This is a genomic window from Achromobacter sp. GD03932, assembly GCF_029839485.1.
GTDB lineage: Bacteria > Pseudomonadota > Gammaproteobacteria > Burkholderiales > Burkholderiaceae_B > Achromobacter > Achromobacter bronchisepticus_A.
Genome location: NZ_JAOCAT010000009.1, coordinates 93,996 through 114,714, shown reverse-complemented (window position 1 = coordinate 114,714; position 20,719 = coordinate 93,996). Strand labels below are relative to the sequence as shown.

General features: G+C 64.9%; 20 protein-coding genes. 9 read left to right on the top strand and 11 right to left on the bottom strand.

The genetic code is table 11. The features are described from left to right. Nucleotides 1-111 precede the first annotated feature (111 nt). From N5C88_RS10905 to fdxA, 8 genes are all read right to left on the bottom strand, one after another. Entirely contained in the window at nt 112-1,326 is a 1,215-nt protein-coding gene (locus N5C88_RS10905) for an ABC transporter substrate-binding protein (RefSeq protein ID WP_059374829.1), read from the bottom strand. 62 nt (nt 1,327-1,388) lie between these two features. Continuing rightward, entirely contained in the window at nt 1,389-2,099 is a 711-nt protein-coding gene (locus N5C88_RS10900) for an ABC transporter ATP-binding protein (RefSeq protein WP_280015306.1), read from the bottom strand. After that, on the bottom strand, nt 2,096-2,869 hold the full coding sequence (locus tag N5C88_RS10895; RefSeq protein WP_059374827.1) for an ABC transporter ATP-binding protein: 774 nt from the start codon (nt 2,867-2,869) through the stop codon (nt 2,096-2,098). The genes N5C88_RS10900 and N5C88_RS10895 overlap by 4 nt, the downstream gene beginning before the upstream one ends. Nucleotides 2,870-3,226: 357 nt before the next feature. After that, on the bottom strand, nt 3,227-3,862 hold the full coding sequence (gene nth, locus N5C88_RS10890; RefSeq protein WP_054450563.1) for an endonuclease III: 636 nt from the start codon (nt 3,860-3,862) through the stop codon (nt 3,227-3,229). Then, complete coding sequence (rsxB, locus tag N5C88_RS10885) at nt 3,859-4,497, bottom strand: electron transport complex subunit RsxB (protein ID WP_059375342.1); 639 nt, start codon at nt 4,495-4,497, stop codon at nt 3,859-3,861. Before rsxB ends, nth begins: the two co-directional genes overlap by 4 nt. Before the next feature lie 180 nt (nt 4,498-4,677). Then, nucleotides 4,678-5,904 carry a polyhydroxyalkanoate depolymerase gene (gene phaZ, locus N5C88_RS10880; protein ID WP_059374822.1) on the bottom strand — a complete coding sequence of 409 codons (1,227 nt, stop codon included), beginning with the start codon at nt 5,902-5,904 and terminating at the stop codon, nt 4,678-4,680. A gap of 212 nt (nt 5,905-6,116) precedes the next feature. After that, entirely contained in the window at nt 6,117-6,917 is an 801-nt protein-coding gene (locus N5C88_RS10875; RefSeq protein ID WP_054450568.1) for a ferredoxin--NADP reductase, read from the bottom strand. A 49-nt stretch (nt 6,918-6,966) separates the two neighbouring features. After that, entirely contained in the window at nt 6,967-7,290 is a 324-nt protein-coding gene (gene fdxA, locus N5C88_RS10870) for a ferredoxin FdxA (RefSeq protein ID WP_006389264.1), read from the bottom strand. Between the two features lie 156 nt (nt 7,291-7,446). On the opposite strand from fdxA, the gene pncB reads away from it, so the two are divergent. Both pncB and N5C88_RS10860 read left to right on the top strand, forming a co-directional pair. Continuing rightward, nucleotides 7,447-8,622 (top strand): nicotinate phosphoribosyltransferase, encoded by a 1,176-nt coding sequence (gene pncB / locus N5C88_RS10865; protein ID WP_059374817.1) that lies wholly within the window; start codon nt 7,447-7,449, stop codon nt 8,620-8,622. A 72-nt stretch (nt 8,623-8,694) separates the two neighbouring features. Further along, complete coding sequence (locus N5C88_RS10860; protein ID WP_013392200.1) at nt 8,695-9,045, top strand: RidA family protein; 351 nt, start codon at nt 8,695-8,697, stop codon at nt 9,043-9,045. A gap of 96 nt (nt 9,046-9,141) precedes the next feature. Here the strand turns inward: N5C88_RS10860 and N5C88_RS10855 are convergent, their stop codons facing one another. Beyond that, nucleotides 9,142-9,651 carry a flavodoxin gene (locus N5C88_RS10855; RefSeq protein WP_059374816.1) on the bottom strand — a complete coding sequence of 170 codons (510 nt, stop codon included), beginning with the start codon at nt 9,649-9,651 and terminating at the stop codon, nt 9,142-9,144. Continuing rightward, nucleotides 9,648-10,481, bottom strand: a complete 834-nt coding sequence (locus N5C88_RS10850; protein WP_059374814.1) for a M90 family metallopeptidase — start codon at nt 10,479-10,481, stop codon at nt 9,648-9,650. Before N5C88_RS10850 ends, N5C88_RS10855 begins: the two co-directional genes overlap by 4 nt. Before the next feature lie 105 nt (nt 10,482-10,586). Here N5C88_RS10850 and N5C88_RS10845 point away from each other — a divergent pair, with 105 nt between their 5' ends. Then, nucleotides 10,587-12,854 (top strand): bifunctional (p)ppGpp synthetase/guanosine-3',5'-bis(diphosphate) 3'-pyrophosphohydrolase, encoded by a 2,268-nt coding sequence (locus N5C88_RS10845; protein ID WP_280015305.1) that lies wholly within the window; start codon nt 10,587-10,589, stop codon nt 12,852-12,854. Nucleotides 12,855-12,894: 40 nt separating this feature from the next. On the opposite strand, the gene N5C88_RS10840 is transcribed toward N5C88_RS10845, so the two are convergent. Beyond that, nucleotides 12,895-14,208, bottom strand: a complete 1,314-nt coding sequence (locus tag N5C88_RS10840) for an MFS transporter (RefSeq protein ID WP_059374811.1) — start codon at nt 14,206-14,208, stop codon at nt 12,895-12,897. Nucleotides 14,209-14,328: 120 nt separating this feature from the next. Here N5C88_RS10840 and argE point away from each other — a divergent pair, with 120 nt between their 5' ends. The 6 genes from argE to N5C88_RS10810 all read left to right on the top strand — a co-directional run bounded on the left by argE (nt 14,329) and on the right by N5C88_RS10810 (nt 20,679). Continuing rightward, entirely contained in the window at nt 14,329-15,480 is a 1,152-nt protein-coding gene (gene argE, locus N5C88_RS10835; protein ID WP_054450578.1) for an acetylornithine deacetylase, read from the top strand. Nucleotides 15,481-15,611: 131 nt separating this feature from the next. Then, nucleotides 15,612-16,811 (top strand): tryptophan synthase subunit beta, encoded by a 1,200-nt coding sequence (gene trpB / locus N5C88_RS10830; RefSeq protein WP_054451311.1) that lies wholly within the window; start codon nt 15,612-15,614, stop codon nt 16,809-16,811. A 10-nt stretch (nt 16,812-16,821) separates the two neighbouring features. Further along, nucleotides 16,822-17,685, top strand: coding sequence for a tryptophan synthase subunit alpha (gene trpA / locus N5C88_RS10825; protein ID WP_059374808.1), 864 nt, complete (start codon nt 16,822-16,824; stop codon nt 17,683-17,685). A 35-nt stretch (nt 17,686-17,720) separates the two neighbouring features. After that, a complete protein-coding gene (gene accD / locus N5C88_RS10820; RefSeq protein WP_054450581.1) occupies nt 17,721-18,596 on the top strand; it encodes an acetyl-CoA carboxylase, carboxyltransferase subunit beta in 876 nt (291 codons plus the stop codon). A 233-nt stretch (nt 18,597-18,829) separates the two neighbouring features. After that, nucleotides 18,830-19,378: an acyloxyacyl hydrolase gene (locus tag N5C88_RS10815; protein ID WP_059374806.1), complete on the top strand. Its 549-nt coding sequence runs from the start codon at nt 18,830-18,832 to the stop codon at nt 19,376-19,378. A gap of 293 nt (nt 19,379-19,671) precedes the next feature. Then, entirely contained in the window at nt 19,672-20,679 is a 1,008-nt protein-coding gene (locus tag N5C88_RS10810; RefSeq protein WP_059374804.1) for a tripartite tricarboxylate transporter substrate binding protein, read from the top strand. The last annotated feature ends 40 nt before the right edge of the window (nt 20,680-20,719 follow it).

Below are 20,719 nucleotides of genomic sequence, written 5' to 3'. Positions count from 1 at the left end.
ATGAAAATCCTGCGCGTACGGAGGGAAGCGAGCTAATCAAAACGCGGCCCGGCCAAAACGCGGCCCGGCGCATAGGTTCGCCGGGTCGCGTCTGGGGGCACGTGGGCTGGATTACTTCTTGACCAGCTTGCAGGTGGACTCGGACAACTTGGTGTAGACCTCGTCGCCAGGCAGCGTCGCCACGACCTTGTAGTAGTCCCACGGGGCCTTGGATTCGGCCGGCGTCTTGACCTGCATCAGATACATGTCGTGGATCATGCGGCCGTCTTCGCGCACGTAACCGCCTTGCGCGAAGAAGTCGTTGACCTTGTTCGACTTCATCCACTTCATGACGGCGTCGCCGTCGTCCGTGCCGGTGGCCTTGATGGCGTTCAGATAGAAGGCCGTGGCCGAATAGTCGCCCGCCTGCAGCATGGAAGGCTTGCGGCCGACCTTGGCTTCGAACTTCTTGGACCAGGCGCGCGAGGCGTCGGATTGGTCCCAGTACCAGCCGTCGGTCAGGTACATGCCTTGCGTGGCTTGCAGGCCCAGCGCGTGGACGTCGTTGATGAAGACCAGCAGGCCGGCCATCTTCATGGTCTTGGTCACGCCGAATTCATTGGCGGCCTTGATCGAGTTGATGGTGTCGCCGCCCGCGTTGGCCAGACCCAGGATCTGCGCCTTGGAGGCTTGCGCCTGCAGCAGGAAGGACGAGAAGTCCGAGGCGCCCAGCGGCGCCCGCACCTGGCCCTTGACCTCGCCGCCCGCGGCCTTGACCACGGCCATGGTGTCGCGCTCCAGCGCGTGGCCGAAGGCATAGTCGGCGGTCAGGAAGAACCAGCTTTTGCCGCCGTCTTTCACCACGGCGGAACCGGTGCCGCGCGCCAGGGCGACGGTGTCGTAGGCGTAGTGCACGGTATAGGGCGAACACTGGGCGTTGGTCAGGTCCGACGCGCCCGCGCCGATCGCCATGAAGGGCTTCTTCTTCGCGGCGGCCACGCCGGCCATGGCCAGGCTGGTCGACGAGTTGGTGCCGGCGATGATGACGTCCACCTTCTGCTCGTCGAACCATTCGCGCACGCGCGCCGAGGCAACGTCGGCCTTGTTCTGGTGGTCCGCGGAGACGACTTCGATCTTCTTGCCGTTGATCGAACCGCCGGCGTCCTCGATCGCCATGCGCACGGCTTCCAGACCGGCCTTGCCGTCGATGTCCGAATACACGCCGGACATGTCAGTGATGAAGCCGATGCGGATGACATCGTCGGAGATACCTTGCGCGTGGGCGGGTGCCCCAGCAAATCCCAGGCCCGCCATGGCCAGTGCAGCAGTGATGGTGTGCAGCTTCATGGGATGACTCCTCTCTTCCCTACGGTGTAGTGTTGCCGGAATTCCGGCGGATGACACAGGTTCTAGACGCCCAGCAGTTCGTTGAGCGTGTCCTGTTTTTCTGAAAGTTCTGCGGCTTCGAAGTGCTCGACGATCTGGCCGTGCTCCATGACGTAGAAGCGGTCGGCCAAGGGCGCTGCGAAGCGGAAGTTCTGCTCCACCATGACGATGGTGTAGCCGCGCTGCTTCAGCGCCGTGATCATGCGAGCCAGCGCCTGCACGATGACAGGGGCGAGGCCTTCGGAGATTTCGTCGAGCAGCAGCAGGTTGGCGCCGGTGCGCAGGATGCGCGCCACGGCCAGCATTTGCTGTTCGCCGCCAGACAGGCGCGCGCCGGGAGAATTCCGGCGCTCCTGCAGATTGGGGAACATGTCGTAGATTTCGGCCAGCGACATGCCGCCGCCCAGCGAACCGACGACCGGAGGCAGCAGCAGGTTTTCTTCGCAGGACAGGCTGGCGAAGATGCCGCGTTCCTCGGGGCAATAGCCCACGCCCAGATGGGCGATCTTGTAGGTGGGCAGGTCGATGGCTTCGGTGCCATGGATGCGTACCGAACCCTTGCGCGATCCCGTCAGGCCCAGGATGGCCCGCAGGGTGGTGGTGCGCCCGGCGCCGTTGCGTCCGAGCAGCGTGACCACTTCGCCTTGTCCAACGCGCATATCCACGCCGTGCAGGATATGCGATTCCCCGTACCAGGCCTGCAGGCCCGAAATTTCCAGTGCCGGGGTGCTCATGCGTGCGCTCCTTGAAGTTCGCCCTCGGTGGTGCCCATGTAAGCCTGCATCACGGCCGGATGGCGGGAGACTTCGGCGTACGATCCTTCGGCCAGCACGCTGCCGCGCGCCAGCACAGTAATGGTGTTGGCGATGGAGGACACGACATTCATGTTGTGTTCCACCATCAGGATGGTGCGTCCGGCGCTGACGCGCTTGATCAGTTGCGTGACGCGGTCCACGTCCTCGTGGCCCATGCCCTGCGTGGGCTCGTCAAGCAGCATCAGTTCGGGTTCCATCGCCAGCGTGGTGGCGATTTCAAGCGCGCGCTTGCGGCCATAGGGCAGGTTGACGGTGGTTTCGTTGGCGAAGGCGCCCAGGTCCACTTGTTCCAGCAGGTCGCGCGCCGGTTGATTCAGCACGGCGAGCTGCTTGTCGCTTTTCCAGAAATGGAACGACAGGCCGGTCCTGCGCTGCAGCCCGATGCGCACGTTCTCCAGCACGGTCAGGTGCGGGAACACCGCCGAGATCTGGAATGAACGGATCACGCCGCGGCGCGCGATCTGCGCGGGGCGCTCGCCGGTAATGTCGATACCGTTGAACTTGATGCTTCCCGACGTGGGAGAAAGAAACTTGGTAAGCAGGTTGAAGCAAGTGGTCTTGCCCGCGCCGTTCGGCCCGATCAAGGCATGAATCTCGCCCCGCTTGATACGCAAATCGACCCCATTGACCGCGACGAATCCGCGGAATTCCTTGGTGAGGCCTTTTGTCTCCAGGATCGTGTCGTCCATGTTCGCTGCACCGGCGTTGTATTTATTTCGGTCTCCACCTGCCGTCGTTGCGCCAGGTCCCCGCAGGGTCCGGAAAACTGTTCAGGAAATCGCAGTTTTCTTCTGAGTTGCCGGCGAGTATGCGCACCTATTTATCAAAATTCCATGAGGGTTTGTCATAGGTTTTGCAGTGCGGAATGGGCAATTGTCGGCAGGCTGACAATGCTTGCGCCACAAGGGAATAGAGGCTTTCCATAATGGAAACGCAATGCAGCAAATACGCGTTGATCGTCATCAACGCGTCATGGATTTATTGGCGAGGGAAAACCCGGTTTGCGGCGCGCCGAATGCCGCGCCGGCGCATAAGCTTGTGCGCGATCAGGCGGGTGTCTTCTGCTTGAATTCGCAGAGATCGGAAATGCCGCATTGAGGGCATTTGGGTTTGCGCGCCACGCAGACGTAGCGGCCCAGCAGGATCAGCCAGTGGTGAGCGTCCTGCATGTATTCGCGCGGCACGAACTTTTCGAGTTTCTGTTCGACTTCCAGCACGTTCTTGCCGGGCGCGATGCCGGTGCGGTTCGATACGCGGAAGATGTGCGTGTCCACGGCCATCGTGGGTTGTCCGAACGCCGTGTTGAGCACCACGTTGGCGGTCTTGCGCCCCACGCCGGGCAGGGCTTCGAGCGCTTCGCGCGTCTGCGGCACTTCGCCGCCGTGCTGCTCGATCAGGATCTTGCAGGTGGCGATGGTGTTCTTCGCCTTGGTGCGGTACAGGCCGATGGTCTTGATGTAATCCGCCAGGCCTTCTTCGCCCAGGGCCAGCAGGGCTTGCGGCGTGCCGTAGGCGGGGAAGAACTTGCGCGTGGCGATGTTGACCGATTTGTCGGTCGCCTGCGCCGACAGCAGCACGGCGATCAGCAGCTGGAACGGCGTGTCGTACTCGAGCTCGGTGGTCGGATGCGGGTTGGCGGCCTGCAGGCGGGCGAAGATCTCTCGGCGTTTGGCGGCGTTCATGATTGCGTGGGGTTGCGGCGGGCCCGGGCGCGGGCCAGGGCGGATTCAATGGCGGAACGCTTGCGGTCCTCGTTGCGCGCCTCGTCGGCGGCGGGAGCACTGGGCGCGGCAGCCGCTTCGGGCGCCATCAGGCGCGCGTTGTCGGCGGCCAGGCGTTCGGTGCGCGCCAGATGGCTGCGGTGGCGCTGGCGGCTGATCGTGGCGTCTTGCGCGCTCCAGGCGCGGCCGGCCGGCACCATCTGGATGCAGTCGACCGGACAGGGCGCCACGCACAGGTCGCAGCCGGTGCACCAGTCGGCCAGCACGGTGTGCATGTGCTTGTTGGCGCCGACGATGGCATCCACGGGACAGGCCTGGATGCACAGCGTACAGCCGATGCAGTGCGCTTCGTCGATGCGCGCGACCAGCAGCGGGCCGGGTTCGCCGCGGGTGGCGTCCAACGGCAGGATGGGGGTATCAAGCAGGACCGCCAGCGCGGCGATACCGTCATCGCCTCCGGGCGGGCAGCGGTTGATCGGAGCGGAGCCGTCCGCGATGGCGTCGGCGTAGGGCCGGCAGCCGTCGTACCCGCACTTGGTGCATTGCGTCTGGGGCAGCAAGGCATCGATGCGGTCGGCTAATGAGCGACAGGACATGAATGTGTAGAAGAAATCGTGGGACGGGGGGAGGGCGTGCAAGACAGGAACCAGGGGCTCCAAATGCGAATCGCGCGCAACCGTTCAGACAGCAGTGATATTTCTAGCCACCGCTGTTTGAAGGGTTGCGCGCGTCGGAGGTCCGGATTCTAGGCCGGCTTGACTCGCGCTACACCCATCCTACGCAGATTGCCGGATGAATTCGGCAATTTTAGGACAGATCATTTCGCGCCAGCGGCGGCCCGAGAAAATGCCGTAGTGGCCGCAATTGGGCGCCGTGTAATGCGTCTTGCGCTCGGCCGGAATGTTCTTGCACAGCTTGATGGCGGCGCGAGTCTGGCCCTGGCCCGAGATGTCGTCCAGTTCGCCTTCGATGGTGAGCAGGGCGACCTTCTTGATGTCAGCCGGCCGCACCAGCTTGCCGTCCACTTCCCAGGTGCCGTTGGGCAGCTGGAATTCCTGGAACACCATGCGGATCGTGTCCAGGTAGAACTCGGCCGGCATGTCCAGCACGGCGTTGTATTCGTCGTAGAAGCGGCGGTGCGCTTCGGCGTCGCTGTCGTCGCCGCGCAGCAGGTCCAGGTAGAAGTCGTAATGCGACTTCATGTGGCGGTCGGGGTTCATTGCCATGAACCCCGCGTGCTGCAGGAAACCCGGGTAGACCTTGCGGCCAGCGCCCGGATAGCGGGGCGGCACCGGATGGATGACCTGGTTCTCGAACCAGCTGTAGGGCTTGGTCGTGGCCAGGCGGTTGACCTGCGTGGGCGACTGGCGCGGGTCGATGGGGCCGCCCATCATCACCATGCTGCGCGGCTGACAGGGATCGTTGGCGGAGGCCATCAGCGAGACGGCGGCCAGCACCGGCACCGTGGGCTGGCACACGGAAATCACGTGGACGTCCGGACCCAGGTGGCGGATGAAGTCCTGCACGTAGCGCACGTAGTCGTTCAGATGGAACGGACCGGCCGACAGCGGCACCATGCGGGCGTCGACCCAGTCGGTGACGTAGACGTCGTGGGCCGGCAGCAGGGCGCGCACGGTGTCGCGCAGCAGGGTGGCGTGGTGGCCGGACAGCGGCGCGACCAGCAGGACCTTGGGATCGTCGCGGCCCGTGTGGCGGACATCGCGCTGGAAATGCAGCAGGCGGCAGAACGGCTTGTCCATGGCCACGCCTTCGATGACGCGGACGGACTTGCCGTTGATTTCGGTGGTGGGCAGGTTCCAGGCAGGCTTCTGGTATTCCTTGCCGATGCGGGTCATCAGCTCATACCCGGCTGCCATCTGGCGCGAAATCGGGGTATAGGCGAGAGGGCTGTAGGGGCTGGAAAACAGCTGGGAACCGGCGTCCGTGAATGCAGCGAACGGAGTCAGGAAGGCGCGCTGCATTTCGTGCAATTGATACAGCATTTGAGAAAAGTCCTTCTGGGTCGTGCGTGTGTCCCGATTATTGCTCCGGGCACTAACGATATTTCTAAACAGCCTGAAGAAACGCCGACAAAAAAAGCAAATCTGTTGCTAAAAAGCGACCCGACTACCCATTGGGCACCAGTTTAGGGCGCTTTTTACACCCGGAAGCCATATCAAAGGGAGGATTTATGCACTAAGTCGGACGGAGAGAACTACCAGTAGTTTTCTACCGCCAGATTGCCGGGAATGCCGCGGCGTCCAGGCTTGAAGCCGCGTTCGCCCAGCAGCTTGCGGGCGTCGGCCAGCATGTCGGGGTTGCCGCAAAGCATGATCTTGGCCTGCTCGGGATCCAGCGGCTGGCCGGCCAACTGCTCAAGGCGGCCGTCGGCGATCAGCGTGGTCAGGCGTTCCTGCGGCATGCCGGGCAGGGCTTCGCGGGTGGCGATGGGCAGGTAGACGAGTTTCTGCGGATCCGCCGCGAAAAACTCGGCCAGGGCCGGCTGGTTGCGCCAGGATTCGATTTCGGTGCGGTAGGCGAGCTCCGCGGCGGTGCGCACCCCGTGCACCAGGATGATGCGGCGGTAGGCCCGCCAAACTGCCGGGTCGCGCAGGATCGACAGATAGGCAGACAGGCCGGTGCCCGAAGCCAATAGCCAGAGATCGCCGCCGGGCGCGAAGCGCTCCAGGGTCAGAAACCCGTAGGGCGTCTTCTCCACATACAGGGAGTCGCCGGGCTGCAGCCGCGCCATGCGCGGACTGAACAGGCCTTCGGGGACCACGATGGAATAGAACTCCAGCCAGGGTTCGTGCGGCGCCGACACCATGGAATAGGCGCGCCACAACGTGGGTTCGCCTTCCGATGCGCCGGCTTCCGGCAGACCGACCCGGGCGAACTGGCCCGGCTGGAACGTATACGCGTCGTCGCGCGTCACGCGCACGGAGAACAGCTTGTCAGGCACCCAGGTATGGACGTGGGTAACGGTCTGGCGCGTGTATTTGGAGTCGTCGGTCATCGGTACATCGCGCGAAGCCGGCCGCCAGGGTGGGGCCGGCGTTCGCGGATTATTTTTCCAGGTATTGCAGCTTGTCCTGCTTGCCGTTCCATTCGTCGGCGTCGGGCAGGGGCTTCTTGGCGCGGCTGATGCTGGCGAACTCGGGCGAGAGTTCGGCATTCAGGGCGATGAAATTCAGCTGGTCCTGCGGCACGTCTTCTTCGGCGTAGATGGCATTGGCCGGGCATTCCGGGATGCAGACGGCGCAGTCGATGCATTCGTCGGGATCGATCACGAGGAAGTTCGGACCCTCACGAAAACAGTCCACCGGGCACACGTCTACGCAATCGGTGTACTTGCACTTAATACAGTTTTCGGTGACAACGTGGGTCATTCAGGAACTCCGGGAGCGGCGGCTTTTGTGTCTTGTTGGGCGGATTTTACCCAATGCCGCGCCGATGTGCCGGCAATACCCGTATTGACATAGTGGCCCTTCGCCCTGAACAGCGGGGGCTCTATGCTATGGTGTCGCGAAACGAAACGCGCCATCATGATAATCACTTCGCTGCTCGACACCGATCTGTATAAATTCAGCATGATGCAGGTGGTTCTGCATCATTTTCCCGCTGCCCAGGTCGAGTACCGTTACAAATGCCGCACGCCCGGGGTCGACCTGCGTCCCTACCTGGACGAAATCCGCGAGGAAGTGCATCAGCTATGCCAGCTGCGCTTCACCGAGGACGAACTTAAATATCTGGGCGGCTTGCGCTTTATCAAAAGCGACTTCGTCGATTTCCTCGAACTCTTCCATCTGCCGGAGCGCTGCATCCACATCGGCGTAGGCGAGGGGCCGGGCGAAATCAGCATCGAGGTCAAAGGCCCGTGGTTGCATACGATCCTGTTCGAGATCCCGGTGCTGGCCATCGTCAACGAGGTCTATTTCCGCAACACGCGCAAGAATCCCGACTGGGAAGAGGGCCGCAAGCGCCTGCATTCCAAGATGCACCTGGTGCTGGACGATCCGGCGCTGGCCGATTTCCGCGTGGCCGAATACGGCACGCGGCGCCGCTTTTCCAAGATCTGGCACGAAGAAATCGTGTCCACCATGAAATCGCAGATGGGCGTGCATTTCGCCGGCACCAGCAATGTGCTGCTGGCCAAGCAGCACGAGGTGCTACCCCTGGGAACCATGGGCCACGAATACCTGCAAGCCTGCCAGGCGCTGGGTCCGCGGCTGCGCGATTCGCAGGTGTACGCGCTGGAGGTGTGGGCCAAGGAATACCGTGGCGACCTGGGCATTGCGCTGTCGGACGTCTATGGCATGGATGCCTTCCTGCGCGATTTCGACATGTATTTCTGCAAGCTGTTCGACGGCGCGCGGCATGATTCAGGCGATCCCTTCGTCTGGGGCGAACGCCTGCTCGAGCACTACCGCAAGAACCGCGTGGATCCGCGCGCCAAGACGCTGGTGTTTTCGGATTCGTTGACCTTCCCGCGCGCCATCGAGCTGGCCCGCCAGTTTTCCGGCCGCTGCAAGGTGTCCTTCGGCATCGGCACCAACCTGACCAACGACCTGGGCCACGAGCCCTTGCAGATCGTCATGAAGATGGTCCGCTGCAATGGCCAGCCGGTGGCAAAGGTGTCCGACGCGCCGGAAAAGACCATGTGCGACGATCCGGCCTACCTGGCCTATCTGCGCCAGGTGTTCCAGCTGCCTCCCGCCTGACGGCGGCTCGGGGTAAATTGCGGGTTCTTCTGCATTGTTCCACCCAACCCACTCGAATCTAGGGGACTATTCATGAGCAGCATCAAGCGCTTCCACGTGGCCAAGCGCCTGTCCGACATGGCCGTGTACAACGGCGTCGCGTACCTGGCCGGCCAGGTGCCGGACGATTCCACGCTGGACATCACCGGCCAGACCGAACAGGTGCTCGCCACGATCGACCGCCTGCTGGCCGAAGCCGGCACCGACAAGACCAAGATCCTGATGGCCCAGATCTATGTGGCCAACATGAAGGAATTCGATGGCATGAACAAGGCCTGGGACGCCTGGGTCGCCGACGGCAATTCGCCTCCGCGCGCCACCGTCGAGGCCCGTTTGGCCAACCCGGATTTCAAGGTCGAAATCGTCGTGACGGCTGCCGTCTGAGATGTTTGCCGCGTTGGGCGCCCTGGGCGTCCGACGCGTGCGCGGGTGGCGGGCCATCGCGTCCGCCATCCGTCTCTTCTTCCCGCGTTGTGCCGGCTACTGCCCGAGCAACAGCGTCGCGGCCAGCAGGCCGCCCAATTCCTCGCATTTCGCAAGTTCCGCACTGGCCACGGTCTTGGGCGCCAGGATCTGCTGCGCCGTCTGCGCGCCCATATTGACGATGAGCGGCGGCGCCAGCGCGTTGAGCCGCCAGCCGGTGCAGATGCGTTCCACCTGCCGCGCCGCGCCCGAGCCGTCGCTGCCCGCGCTGATGGCGCAGGCGTAGGGCAGCCCTTGTATCCGGTCCAGCACGGCGTAGTAGTTGCGGTCGAAGAACTCCTTCATCTCGCCGCTCAGCGAGGCCAGGTTTTCGGGGGCGCAGAACAGGTAGGCCTGGCTGGCGAGCATTGCATCAGCCTGCGTATCGGCGGCCCGCCGCAGGACCACGTTCAGGTCTGCCGCCTGTTCCAGCTGCGCGGCGGCCGCGAGCGCGCCGCGCGCCGCGGCTTCGGCCATCTGCCGCGCGGCGCCGGTACGCGAATGCCACACGATCAGCAGCTGTTTCATGCGTAGCGTTCCAGGGGATCCTGCCGGTAGTAGGCCCGCAGCAGTCCATACCATTGCGGCAGTGCTTCGTGCATGGGATAGGGATCCACGAAGAAGTGTTCCGAGCTGACAGCGAAGAACTCGGCTTCGTCGGTGGCGGCATACGGGTCCATCGGCAGTTGGCCGTACCAGGCGTCGGCGGCCTCGCTTTCCGGATCCACGTCGTGCGGGATGGCGGCTTCGACCGCGTCCACGGCCGCGATGAAGCGGTCCAGGCTGTCGTCCAGGATGCGGCGCCATGCCTGGGGCTTGAGTTCGGGGTGCGCGGCCAGCGAGGGCATGCCGTCGGCATGGCCCGACCGCAGGTCCAGCTTGTGGGCGAACTCGTGGATGACCACGTTGAAGCCGCCCTCGGAGAACTGCGTGTCTTCCCAGGACAGCACCAGCGGCCCGCCTTCCCAGGCTTCGCCGGCGGCGTCCTCCAGGTATTCGTGCACCACGCCGTCATCGTCCTGGCGCGAGCGCGGAATGCGGAAGCTGGCCGGGTACACAATGATCTCGTCCCAGCCTTCGTACAGTTCGGGCGCCAGGTTGAGGATGGGCAGGCTGGCCTGGGCCGCGATGCTCAGGCGCATGAAGTCCGAGACCTCCAGTCCTTGCGCGCCATTGATGTGCTTGCTGGCCAGCAGCCAGGCCGAGCGCGCCTGCAGCTGGGCGGCTTCATCGGCGTTCAAAGCCGCCAGGAACGGGTGGGCGTCCAGCACCCGTTGCCACAGTTCCGGGGAGATGCGGGCCTGCATTTCGGCCACCGCGGAGGGGCGGGCGCCCCGGCCCTTGAGCCAGCGCAACATAAGCTTCGGTTCCTTCCATATGCCGGGGCTAGCGGCTGCTTTTGGTGTCTACAAACCCTAGTGTAGAGTGTCGGGATATCAAACTACCTCCGCCTGCCGTCCGTCATGTCCGCCCCGCCTGTTCCCGACGCGCCTACGCCTTTCGACGCTACCTGGCGCCAGGAGGTAGGCGCCGGCCTGGATGCCGACGGCATGGCGCTGATCGACCAGGCCGTGGCCTGGGCCGAACCGCGTTTCGAAGGGCAGCAGGCGCTGACCGGCGAACCCCTGGCCGGGCATGGCGCGGGCGTGGTCCGCATTCTGGCGGCTCTGCATACCGATGCCGCCACCCGCGCCGCGGCGCTGCTGGCTGCCTTGCCGACCGACCTGATGGCGCCCGCGCCGTCCCTGCGCAGCGATCCGGTCGCGGCGGCATTCGGCCCTGAAATCGCGCGGCTGGTGCAGGGCACGCGCGCGCTGCTGCGCCTGGGCGTGGTGGCGCGGCAGGCAAGCGACGCCGCCGCCGAAAGCGGCTCGCAAAAGGAGATGCAGCGCAAGATGCTGCTGGCCATGGCGGCCGACCTGCGCATCGTGCTGATGCGGCTGGCCTCGCGCCTGCGCACCTTGCGCTGGCACGCGGAAAGCAAGGCGCCGTGCTCCACCGATTTCGCCCGCGAAACCCTGGACCTGTATGCGCCGCTGGCGAACCGCCTGGGGATCTGGCAGATCAAGTGGGAAATGGAAGATCTGGCGTTCCGCTTCCTGGAGCCCGACAAGTACAAGCAGATCGCCCGCCTGCTGGAAGAGAAGCGGGTGGAGCGCGAAGCCTTCATCGCCGGCGCCATCGAGCGCCTGCAGACGGGACTGGCCAAGGCGGGCGTCGAGGCCGAGGTCAGCGGCCGGCCCAAGCACATCTACAGCATCTGGAACAAGATGCGCGTGAAGCGGCTGGATTTCTCGCAGATGTACGACCTGCGCGCGCTGCGCATCATCGTTGATGACGTGCGCGCCTGCTATACGGCGCTGGGCATGGTGCACGAAATGTGGACGCCGATCTCCGAGGAGTTCGACGACTATATTTCCCGGCCCAAACCCAACGGCTACCGCTCGCTGCACACAGTGGTGGCCGACGACGACGGCCGTCCCTTCGAAGTGCAGATCCGCACACGCGAGATGCACCAGTTCGCCGAATACGGCATGGCTGCGCATTGGCGCTACAAGGAAGCGGGCGCCAAGGGCGGCCAGGTGGCGGCCTCCAGCGAATACGACCGGCAACTGGCGTGGATGCGCCAGCTGCTGGCCTGGAACAGCGATGTCGAGGGTGGCGGCGAACCCGCCCAGCCCGCGCCCGCCAAGCCGGCATCGGGCAAGCAGCGCGGCGCGGCGACGGCGCCGGTCCATACCGATGAGCGCATCTACGTGCTGACGCCGCAGGCGCGCGTGATCGAACTGCCAGCCGGCGCCACGCCGGTGGATTTCGCCTATCACCTGCATACCGACCTGGGCCACCGCTGCCGCGGCGCCCGCGTCGACGGGCAGATGGTGCCGCTGCAGACGCATCTGTCCACCGGCCAGACCGTGGAGATCATCTCCGCCAAGTCCGGCGGGCCCTCGCGCGACTGGCTCAACCCGCAGCTCGGCTTTTTGGCCAGTCCGCGGGCCCGCGCCAAGGTGCGCATGTGGTTCAACGCGATCGAACTGCAGCAGCGCATCACCCAGGGCCAGGCCCTGGTCGAAAAGGAATTGCAGCGCCTGGGCAAGACCGCCGTCAACCTGGAGCAGTTGGCGCAGAACCTGGGGTTCGCCCGCGCCGACGACCTGTACGTGGCGGCGGCCAAGGAAGAATTCAGCCTGCGGCAGATCGATACCCTGTTCCAGCAGCCCGGACCGGCCGTCGAGCCGCAACCGGCCGCTTTGCGCCACGCCAGCGCCGGCAGCGCCGAGAAAAGCGGCAAGAGCGGCGTGCTGGTGGTGGGGGTGGGGTCGCTCCTGACGCAGCTTGCGCGCTGCTGCCGTCCGGCGCCGCCGGACCCCATCGCGGGCTTTGTCACGCGCGGACGCGGCGTGTCGATCCACCGCAGCGATTGCCACAGCTATCTGGCGCTGGCCGCCCGCGAGCCGGAGCGCGTTATCGAGGTGGCCTGGGGCGAGACCGGCGACACGTTCTACCCCGTGGACATCAGCGTGCGCGCGCACGACCGTTCCGGCCTGTTGCGGGACCTGTCCGAAGTCTTTGCGCGGCTGCGCCTGAACGTGGTGGGCGTGAACACGCAAAGCAAGCAGTCGCTGGCTCATATGGTGTTCACGGTGGAAGTGCGCGGGGGGGAATCACTGTCCCGCGCGCTGGACGCCCTGGCCGAAGTGCCGGGCGTGTCGTCGGCGACACGCCGCTAGGCGGGAAACCCGGGCCGGGCGGCCCGGGTGGGAGCGGAACTCAGTTGTCCAGCTCTTCGTGCGCGCGGTCGCGCATGTAGAAGGCGGCGATCAGGCCCAGCGCCACGCCGAACATCACGTAGTAGGCGGGAGCCATCGGCGAACCGGTGGTCTTGATCAGCCAGGTCACGATGAACTGTGCGAAGCCGCCGAAGATCATCACCGCCACGTTATAGGCCAGCGACAGGCCCACCGAGCGCACGCGCGCGGGGAACAGTTCCGCCATCACCGTGCTGAACACGCCGAAGAACGCCGATACGAACAGGCAGACCACGACCTGCACGGCCAGCAGGCGGCCGATGGAGGGCGCATCCGACAGCCAGTAGTACAGCGGATACAGCACGATCAGGTAGCCGATGAGCGAGCCGATCACCAGGGGGCGGCGGCCGATGCGGTCGGACCAGGCGCCCATGAAGGGCGTCAGCAGCACCATCAGCGCCGCGCCCGCCATCTGCACCAGGAAGGTCTGGTTCAGCGGCAGCTTCAGGATCTGCGTGGAGTAGGTCACCAGATACGTGAAGGTGATGTAGATGGACACGGTCGCGGTCACGACCAGGCCCACGCCGATCAGCGCTTCGCGGGTATGCGTCTTCAGCATCTGGCCCAGGCTCAGGCGCTGCACGTCGCCGCGGGCGGCGGCCTGGCGCTCTTCTTCCTTGATCTGCTTGAAAGCGTCGGTTTCATCGACGTTGCGGCGGATGTAGATGGCGATGGGGACAATGACCAGGCCGAAGGCGAACGGCAGGCGCCATGCCCAGTCGGCGATCTGTTGCGGGGTGAAGAACTCGGTGATGAGCGTGCCGCAGGCCGCGCCGATCAGCAGCGCCAGCATCTGGCCGGCCATCTGCCAGGAACCATAGAAGCCACGCTTGCCGTTGGGCGCCATCTCGATCAGCAGCGCGGTCGAGGTGCCGAATTCGCCGCCGGCGGAGAAACCCTGCAGGAGGCGCGCGATCAGGATGAAGATCGGGGCCAGGATGCCGGCCGCGTGGTAGGTCGGGGCCACGGTGATCAGCGCGATCGACACGGCCATCAGCGAGGTCACCATGACCATGGCGGCCTTGCGGCCTTTCTTGTCGCCGTACAGGCCGAGGATGATGCCGCCCACGGGGCGCATGAAGAAGCCGACGCCGAAAATGGCGGTGGTCATCAGGATGGCGTTCAGCTCGCTGCCGGGAACGCTGGGATCGGTGGGGAAGAACAGCTTCGAGATGATCGGCGTCATGAACGCGAACACCAGGAAGTCATACCATTCGAGGGCATTGCCTATTACTGCCGCCACGATGTTGCGTGTGGGAACTGCTTTGTGCTGCACGGTTTCTCCTTGGGGTTTTCCTATCCGGGCGACATTCTAGGCGCTTCGCGCGCCGGACCACGCCGAGACGCGGAGGCGCGCTGGCCTTACACTCCTGTTTTTCCCCAAGAGAGTAGTGACATGAACGCGCGCACCTGGCTGGAAACGCTGGTTGGCTTTGACACCACCAGCCGCAATTCCAATCTTGCCCTGATCGAAACCGTACGGGATTGGCTTAAGGGCCAGGGCGTCGACGCATGGCTGGCGCATAATCCGGAGCGCACCAAGGCCAACCTGTTCGCGACCTTGCCCGCCCAGGACGGCGGCATGCAGGGCGGCATCGTGCTGTCCGGCCACACCGACGTGGTGCCGGTCGACGGCCAGGAATGGAGCACGGATCCGTTCAAGCTCGTTGAAAAAGACGGCCTGCTCTACGGCCGCGGCAGCTGCGACATGAAGGGTTTCATCGCCAGTTCGCTGGCGATGGTGCCGGAATTCCTGGCCATGCCGCGCAAGAAGCCGATGCACCTGGCGTTCTCGTATGACGAGGAAGTCGGCTGCGCCGGCGCGCCCTACATGCTGGCCGACCTGCACGAACGCGGCATCCGCCCCGAAGGCTGCGTGGTGGGCGAGCCCACCGGCATGCAGGTGGTGGTGGCGCACAAGGGCATCAACCTGTTCCGCTGCAAGGTGCACGGCAAGGCGGCGCACTCGTCGCTGACTCCGCGCGGCTGCAACGCCATCGAATATGCCGCCCGCCTGATCTGCCGCATTCGCGACCTGGCCGACAGCTTCAAGGCCAACGGTCCCTACGATCAGTTCTACGACGTGCCGTTCTCCACGATGACCACCAACCAGATCCGGGGCGGCATCGCGGTCAATACCATCCCCGAACTGTGCGAATTCACCTACGAATTCCGCAACCTGCCCGGCATGCAACCCGACGAGATCCAGGCAGAAGTTGAAAAATACGTGCGCGAAGAGCTCCTGCCGCGCATGAAGGCCGAGTTCGACGGCGCCAGCATCGAAATCGAAACCGGCGCCGCTGCTCCCGCCCTGGAAGCGTCCGAGGAAGCCGCCATCACCCAGCTGGTGCGCGCCCTGACCGAAGACCGCGCCACCCGCAAGGTCGCCTACGGCACCGAGGCCGGCCTGTTCCAGGGCATCGGCATCCCCACCGTGGTCTGCGGCCCCGGCCATATCGAACAGGCCCACAAGCCCAACGAGTACGTCGCGCTGGACCAGCTGGCCGCCTGCGACACCTTCCTGCGCCGCCTGGGGCAGTCGCTCTGAGCGCAGGCTGACGGTTCCCGGGGCGGCTGGGGCGGTGCCCCCGGCCGCTGCCGGCGTCAGGTAAAATGACGGGTTGCAAACCGGATTTGCGGCCGGCAGTGGCCTGCCGCGATACCCGGGGGAGATGCTTGGTGAAACCTTACGACTTTCCGGATGCCCAGGGCCATTTCGGCCCTTATGGCGGTGTTTTCGTGGCGGAAACGCTGATGCACGCGCTCGACGAGCTGCGCGCGGCCTATGACCATTACCGTGTCGACCCCGCCTTCCAGGAAGAGTTCAACTATGAACTCAAGCATTTCGTCGGCCGGCCCAGCCCGGTCTACCACGCACGCCGCTGGTCGGAAATGGTGGGCGGCGCCCAGATCTGGTTCAAGCGCGAAGACCTGAACCACACCGGCGCCCACAAGGTCAACAATTGCATCGGCCAGGCATTGCTGGCCAAGCGCATGGGCAAGCCCCGCGTCATCGCTGAAACCGGCGCCGGCCAGCACGGCGTGGCCACCGCCACGGTGGCGGCCCGCTATGGCATGGAATGCGTGGTCTACATGGGCAGCGAGGACGTCCGTCGCCAAGCGTCGAATGTCTACCGCATGAAGCTGTTGGGCGCGACGGTGGTGCCGGTCACGTCCGGTTCGCGCACCCTGAAGGACGCGTTGAACGAAGCCATGCGCGACTGGGTCACCAACATCGAGAACACTTTCTACATCATCGGCACGGTGGCGGGTCCCGACCCCTATCCCCGCATGGTGCGCGATTTCCAGACCGTCATCGGCAACGAATGCCTGACGCAGATGCCCGAAGCCACCGGCCGCCAGCCCGACTACGTCGTGGCGGCGGTGGGCGGCGGCTCCAACGCCATGGGCATCTTCCATCCCTACATCCCGTACGAAAACGTGCGCCTGATCGGCGTCGAGGCGGCGGGCGAGGGCATGGACAGCGGCCGCCACGCCGCCTCCCTGGCCGCGGGCCAGGTGGGCGTGCTGCACGGCAACCGCACCTACGTCATGCAGGACGCCGATGGCCAGGTCCAGGAAACCCATTCTGTCTCCGCCGGCCTGGACTACCCGGGCGTCGGTCCGGAACATGCCTGGCTGAAGGACTCCGGCCGCGCCGAGTACGTCGGCATCACCGACGCGGAAGCCCTCAAGGCTTTCCACGACTGCTGCCGCATCGAAGGCATCATGCCCGCGCTGGAGTCGTCGCACGCCATCGCGCAAGCCGTGAAGATGGCCGCCACGCTGCCGCGCGACGCCGTCATCCTGGTCAATTTGTCGGGCCGTGGCGACAAAGACATGCATACCGTGGCCGAACAGGCCGGCATCGAGCTCTGAGGCCCTGTCCATGACCACTCGCACCGACCGCATCGCCGCCGCTTTTGCGCGTACCGCCGAATCCGGGCGCGCCGCGGCGCTGATTCCCTATATTGCCGCGGGCGACCCTTCGCCCGCCGCGACCGTACCCCTGATGCACGCGCTGGTCGAGGCCGGCGCCGACGTCATCGAGCTGGGTGTGCCGTTCTCGGATCCCATGGCCGACGGCCCGGTGATCCAGCGTGCCGCCGACCGCGCCATCGCGCAGGGCGTGGGCCTGGCCCGCGTGCTGGAGCTGGTGGCTGAATTCCGCCAGCGCGACGCATCCACGCCCGTGGTGCTCATGGGTTATGCCAACCCCATCGAACGCATGGGCCAGGCCGATTTCGCGCGCCGCGCCGAGCAGGCGGGCGTGGACGGCGTGCTGGTGGTGGACTATCCGCCCGAAGAGGTCGTCGAGTTCGCCGCCACGCTGGGTGAGCACGGCATTGCGCCGATCTTCCTGTTGGCGCCTACGTCAACGGAAGCGCGCATCAAGGCCGTCGCGGAAGTGGCGCGGGGCTACGTGTACTACGTGTCGCTCAAGGGCGTCACGGGTTCGGGTTCGCTCAACACCGACGACGTTGCCGAGCGCCTGGCTGTGATCCGCCGCCACGTGCGCGACATTCCGGTAGGCGTGGGCTTCGGCATCCGCGACGCCGAAAGCGCCCAGCGCGTGGCGCGCGCGGCCGACGCCGTCGTGATCGGCAGCAAGCTGATTGAAACCATGGAGCAGGCGGCGGCGAATGCCCCGGCGGCCCAGAAAACAGACGCCGCAGTCACCGCCGCCAGCGGCTGGCTGCGCACCATCCGGCAAGCGCTGGATCAAGTAAAACGAGCAAGCGCGTCGGCCTGAGCGGCGGGCGTGACCTCATACGGGATGAATAATCAATGAGCTGGATCGAAAAACTCCTGCCTCCTCGCATCAATAAAACCAGCGAAAGCGGCCCCCGCCGCGTTCCCGAAGGCCTATGGGTGAAATGCCCGTCGTGCGAATCGGTGCTGTACAGCGAAGACCTGGCGGCCAATCTGCACGTCTGCCCCAAGTGCGACCACCACATGCGCATCGGGGCCCGTGCCCGCATCGATTCGCTGCTGGATGTCGAGGGCCGCGTCGAGATCGGCCAGACCACGCGTTCGGTCGATACGCTGAAGTTCAAGGACACGCGCAAGTACCCCGAGCGCCTGCAGGAAGCGGTCAAGCAAACCGGCGAAACCGACGCGCTGGTGGTCATGAGCGGTTCGATCCGCGGCGTATCCGCTACGCTGGCCTGCTTTGAATTCGAATTCATGGGCGGCTCCATGGGCTCGGTGGTGGGCGAGCGCTTCGCGCGCGGCGCCCAGGCCGCGCTGGACAACAAGACGCCCTTCATCTGCGTGGCTGCCTCGGGCGGCGCGCGCATGCAGGAAAGCCTGCTGTCGCTGATGCAGATGGCCAAGACCAACGCCATGCTGACTCGCCTGTCGGCGGCCGGCCTGCCGTTCATCAGCGTGTTGACCGACCCCACCATGGGCGGCGTGTCGGCCAGCTTCGCCTTCATGGGCGACGTGGTCATTGCCGAGCCCAAGGCGCTGATCGGCTTTGCCGGCCCGCGCGTGATCGAACAGACCGTGCGCGAAAAGCTGCCAGAAGGCTTCCAGCGCGCCGAGTTCCTGCTGCAGAAGGGCGCCATCGACATGGTCGTCGACCGCCGCCAACTGCGCGAGGAAATCGCCCGCCTGCTGGCCTTGCTGACCAATCAACCGGCGGACGTGGTTACGGCTTGAGTTTGCGCCGGCCCGTGCCCTCGGGGCGGGCCGGGCCAACTGCGCCAAGATGCCGCCGGTAGCCCAGGGCTGCCGGCGGCATTGTCATATGCGGCCCCGCGGCGGCCCATGGCGAATGATTTGCGGAACAGTGTTTTCCATCCACGATGTTGCCTGCGTGCGACAAAGCGTGAGCCTTCCGCCCCGGATTTTGCTATGTTGCGTACTAGGTTTGAAATCTACGGAGTTTTTCGATGCAGTTGATCAAGAAGAAGATGCTTACCGGCCTTGTGGGGCTTGCCCTGGCTGCAACCGCGTCGCTGGCAAGCGCCCAATCGTCCGAGGGCACCCAGGGCGGTGTCAGCATGCATTACGGCATTGGCGACCACTACCAGCGCCTGACGATCAACTACGAAACGGCTTCCGTCTGGACCTACCAGTTCGGCGGCAATTGGGGCCGCCTGGACCTGACGCCCGAACTGGGCGCGTCCTACTGGAAGGCGAACGGCTCGCGCTCCCCGGGCCATGTCTGGCAGCTCAATGCCATCCCGATGTTCCGCTGGTGGACTGGCGAACGCTTCTACATTGAAGCGGGTATCGGCGCCACGCTCTTCTCCAGCACGCGTTTCGCCGACGAGAACATCAGCACCGCTTTCCAGTTTGGCGACCACATCGGCATGGGCTTTCTCGTGACGCCGAACAACCGCATCGGCCTGCGCTATTCGCATTTCTCGAACGCCAGCATCAAGCGCCCGAACCCGGGCCTGGACGTGCTGCAGCTGACCTACACCTACCAGTTCTGATTGCGCCGCGCCTGCGGCGAACGGGGCGCGGCCATAGGGCGCGCCACACAGACAGATCCACCCCTCGGGGTGGATTTTTTTTTGGCGCGTCGCGCGCCATGCTTTCCGGCTCGATCTGAAACCATAAAAATATTATGTGCTGATGCTGCGTATACATACTTGTTGGTAGGGAGTGCAATCGCCAGAATGCTCTGGCACCGCACAACACACAACGAGCCGCCGCGCGGCTCCGATCCCGGCACGCATCGCTGCGGCCGGGGAGGGGCGCGACGATGGCATACGGAGACCAACGCATGAACACCCCCTGTACGCCCGCGCGTCCGCTGACGCGCATGACTGTTGCCATAGGCCTGGCCCTCGCATTTTCCTGCGGCTCGTCCGCCGTCATGGCCGAGGAGTTTCCGAATAAGCCGCTGCGCATGGTCGTGGGCTTTGCGCCGGGAGGCGGGGCGGACATCGTGGCGCGCCTGGTTGGCGCCAAGATGGCCGAAAGCCTGGGGCAGCAGGTGGTGGTCGAAAACCGGGCGGGCGCCACGGGCACTATCGCCGCCGACAACGTCGCGCGTTCGCCTGCCGACGGCTATTCGCTGTTCCTGGGTTCGCAGTCCACCATGGTGGTGGCGCCTTCGCTGTTTCCGTCCCTGCCGTTCAAGCCCGAGAAGGACTTTGCGCCGGTTTCGCAGATCGTGACCATGCCGCTGATCCTGGTGGTCAATCCGGCCCTGGTGGACGCCAAGACCGTGCAGCAACTGACCGAACAGATCCGCAAGGCCGGCGATGGCGCAATGAGCTATGCCTCGTCGGGCCAGGGCGGTCCGCAGCACATTGCCGGCGAGCTGTTTGCGCACATGGTGGGTACCAAGGTGACGCACGTGCCGTACAAGGGCGAATCGGCGGCCATGGCCGACGTGCTGGGTGGCCATGTGCCGTACATGTTCGCCAATCTGCCGGTGGCGTTGCCGCACATCAATTCGGGCAAGGTCCGGCCGCTGGCCATCACCAGCCTGAAGCGCGACCCCAAGGCGCCGCAGATCCCGACCCTGGCCGAGTCCGGCTTCAAGGACTTCGAAGTGTCGACCTGGTATGGCGTGTTTGCGCCGGCCAATACGCCCAAGCCCGTGGTGGCCAAGCTCTCCGATTCCATTCGCGCCGCCGTGCAGCAGAGCGATATGCAGGCCAAGCTCAGCGAGCAGGGTTTCACGGTGGTGGGCAGCGATTCCGACGCCTTCACGCGTTTCGTGGGTACGGAGCTGCCGCGCTGGTCGGTGCTGATCCGCGACATAGGCATCAAACCCGAATAAGCGGCCAGCCCGAGCGGGCGGCCTTTCTCTACGAGATCCA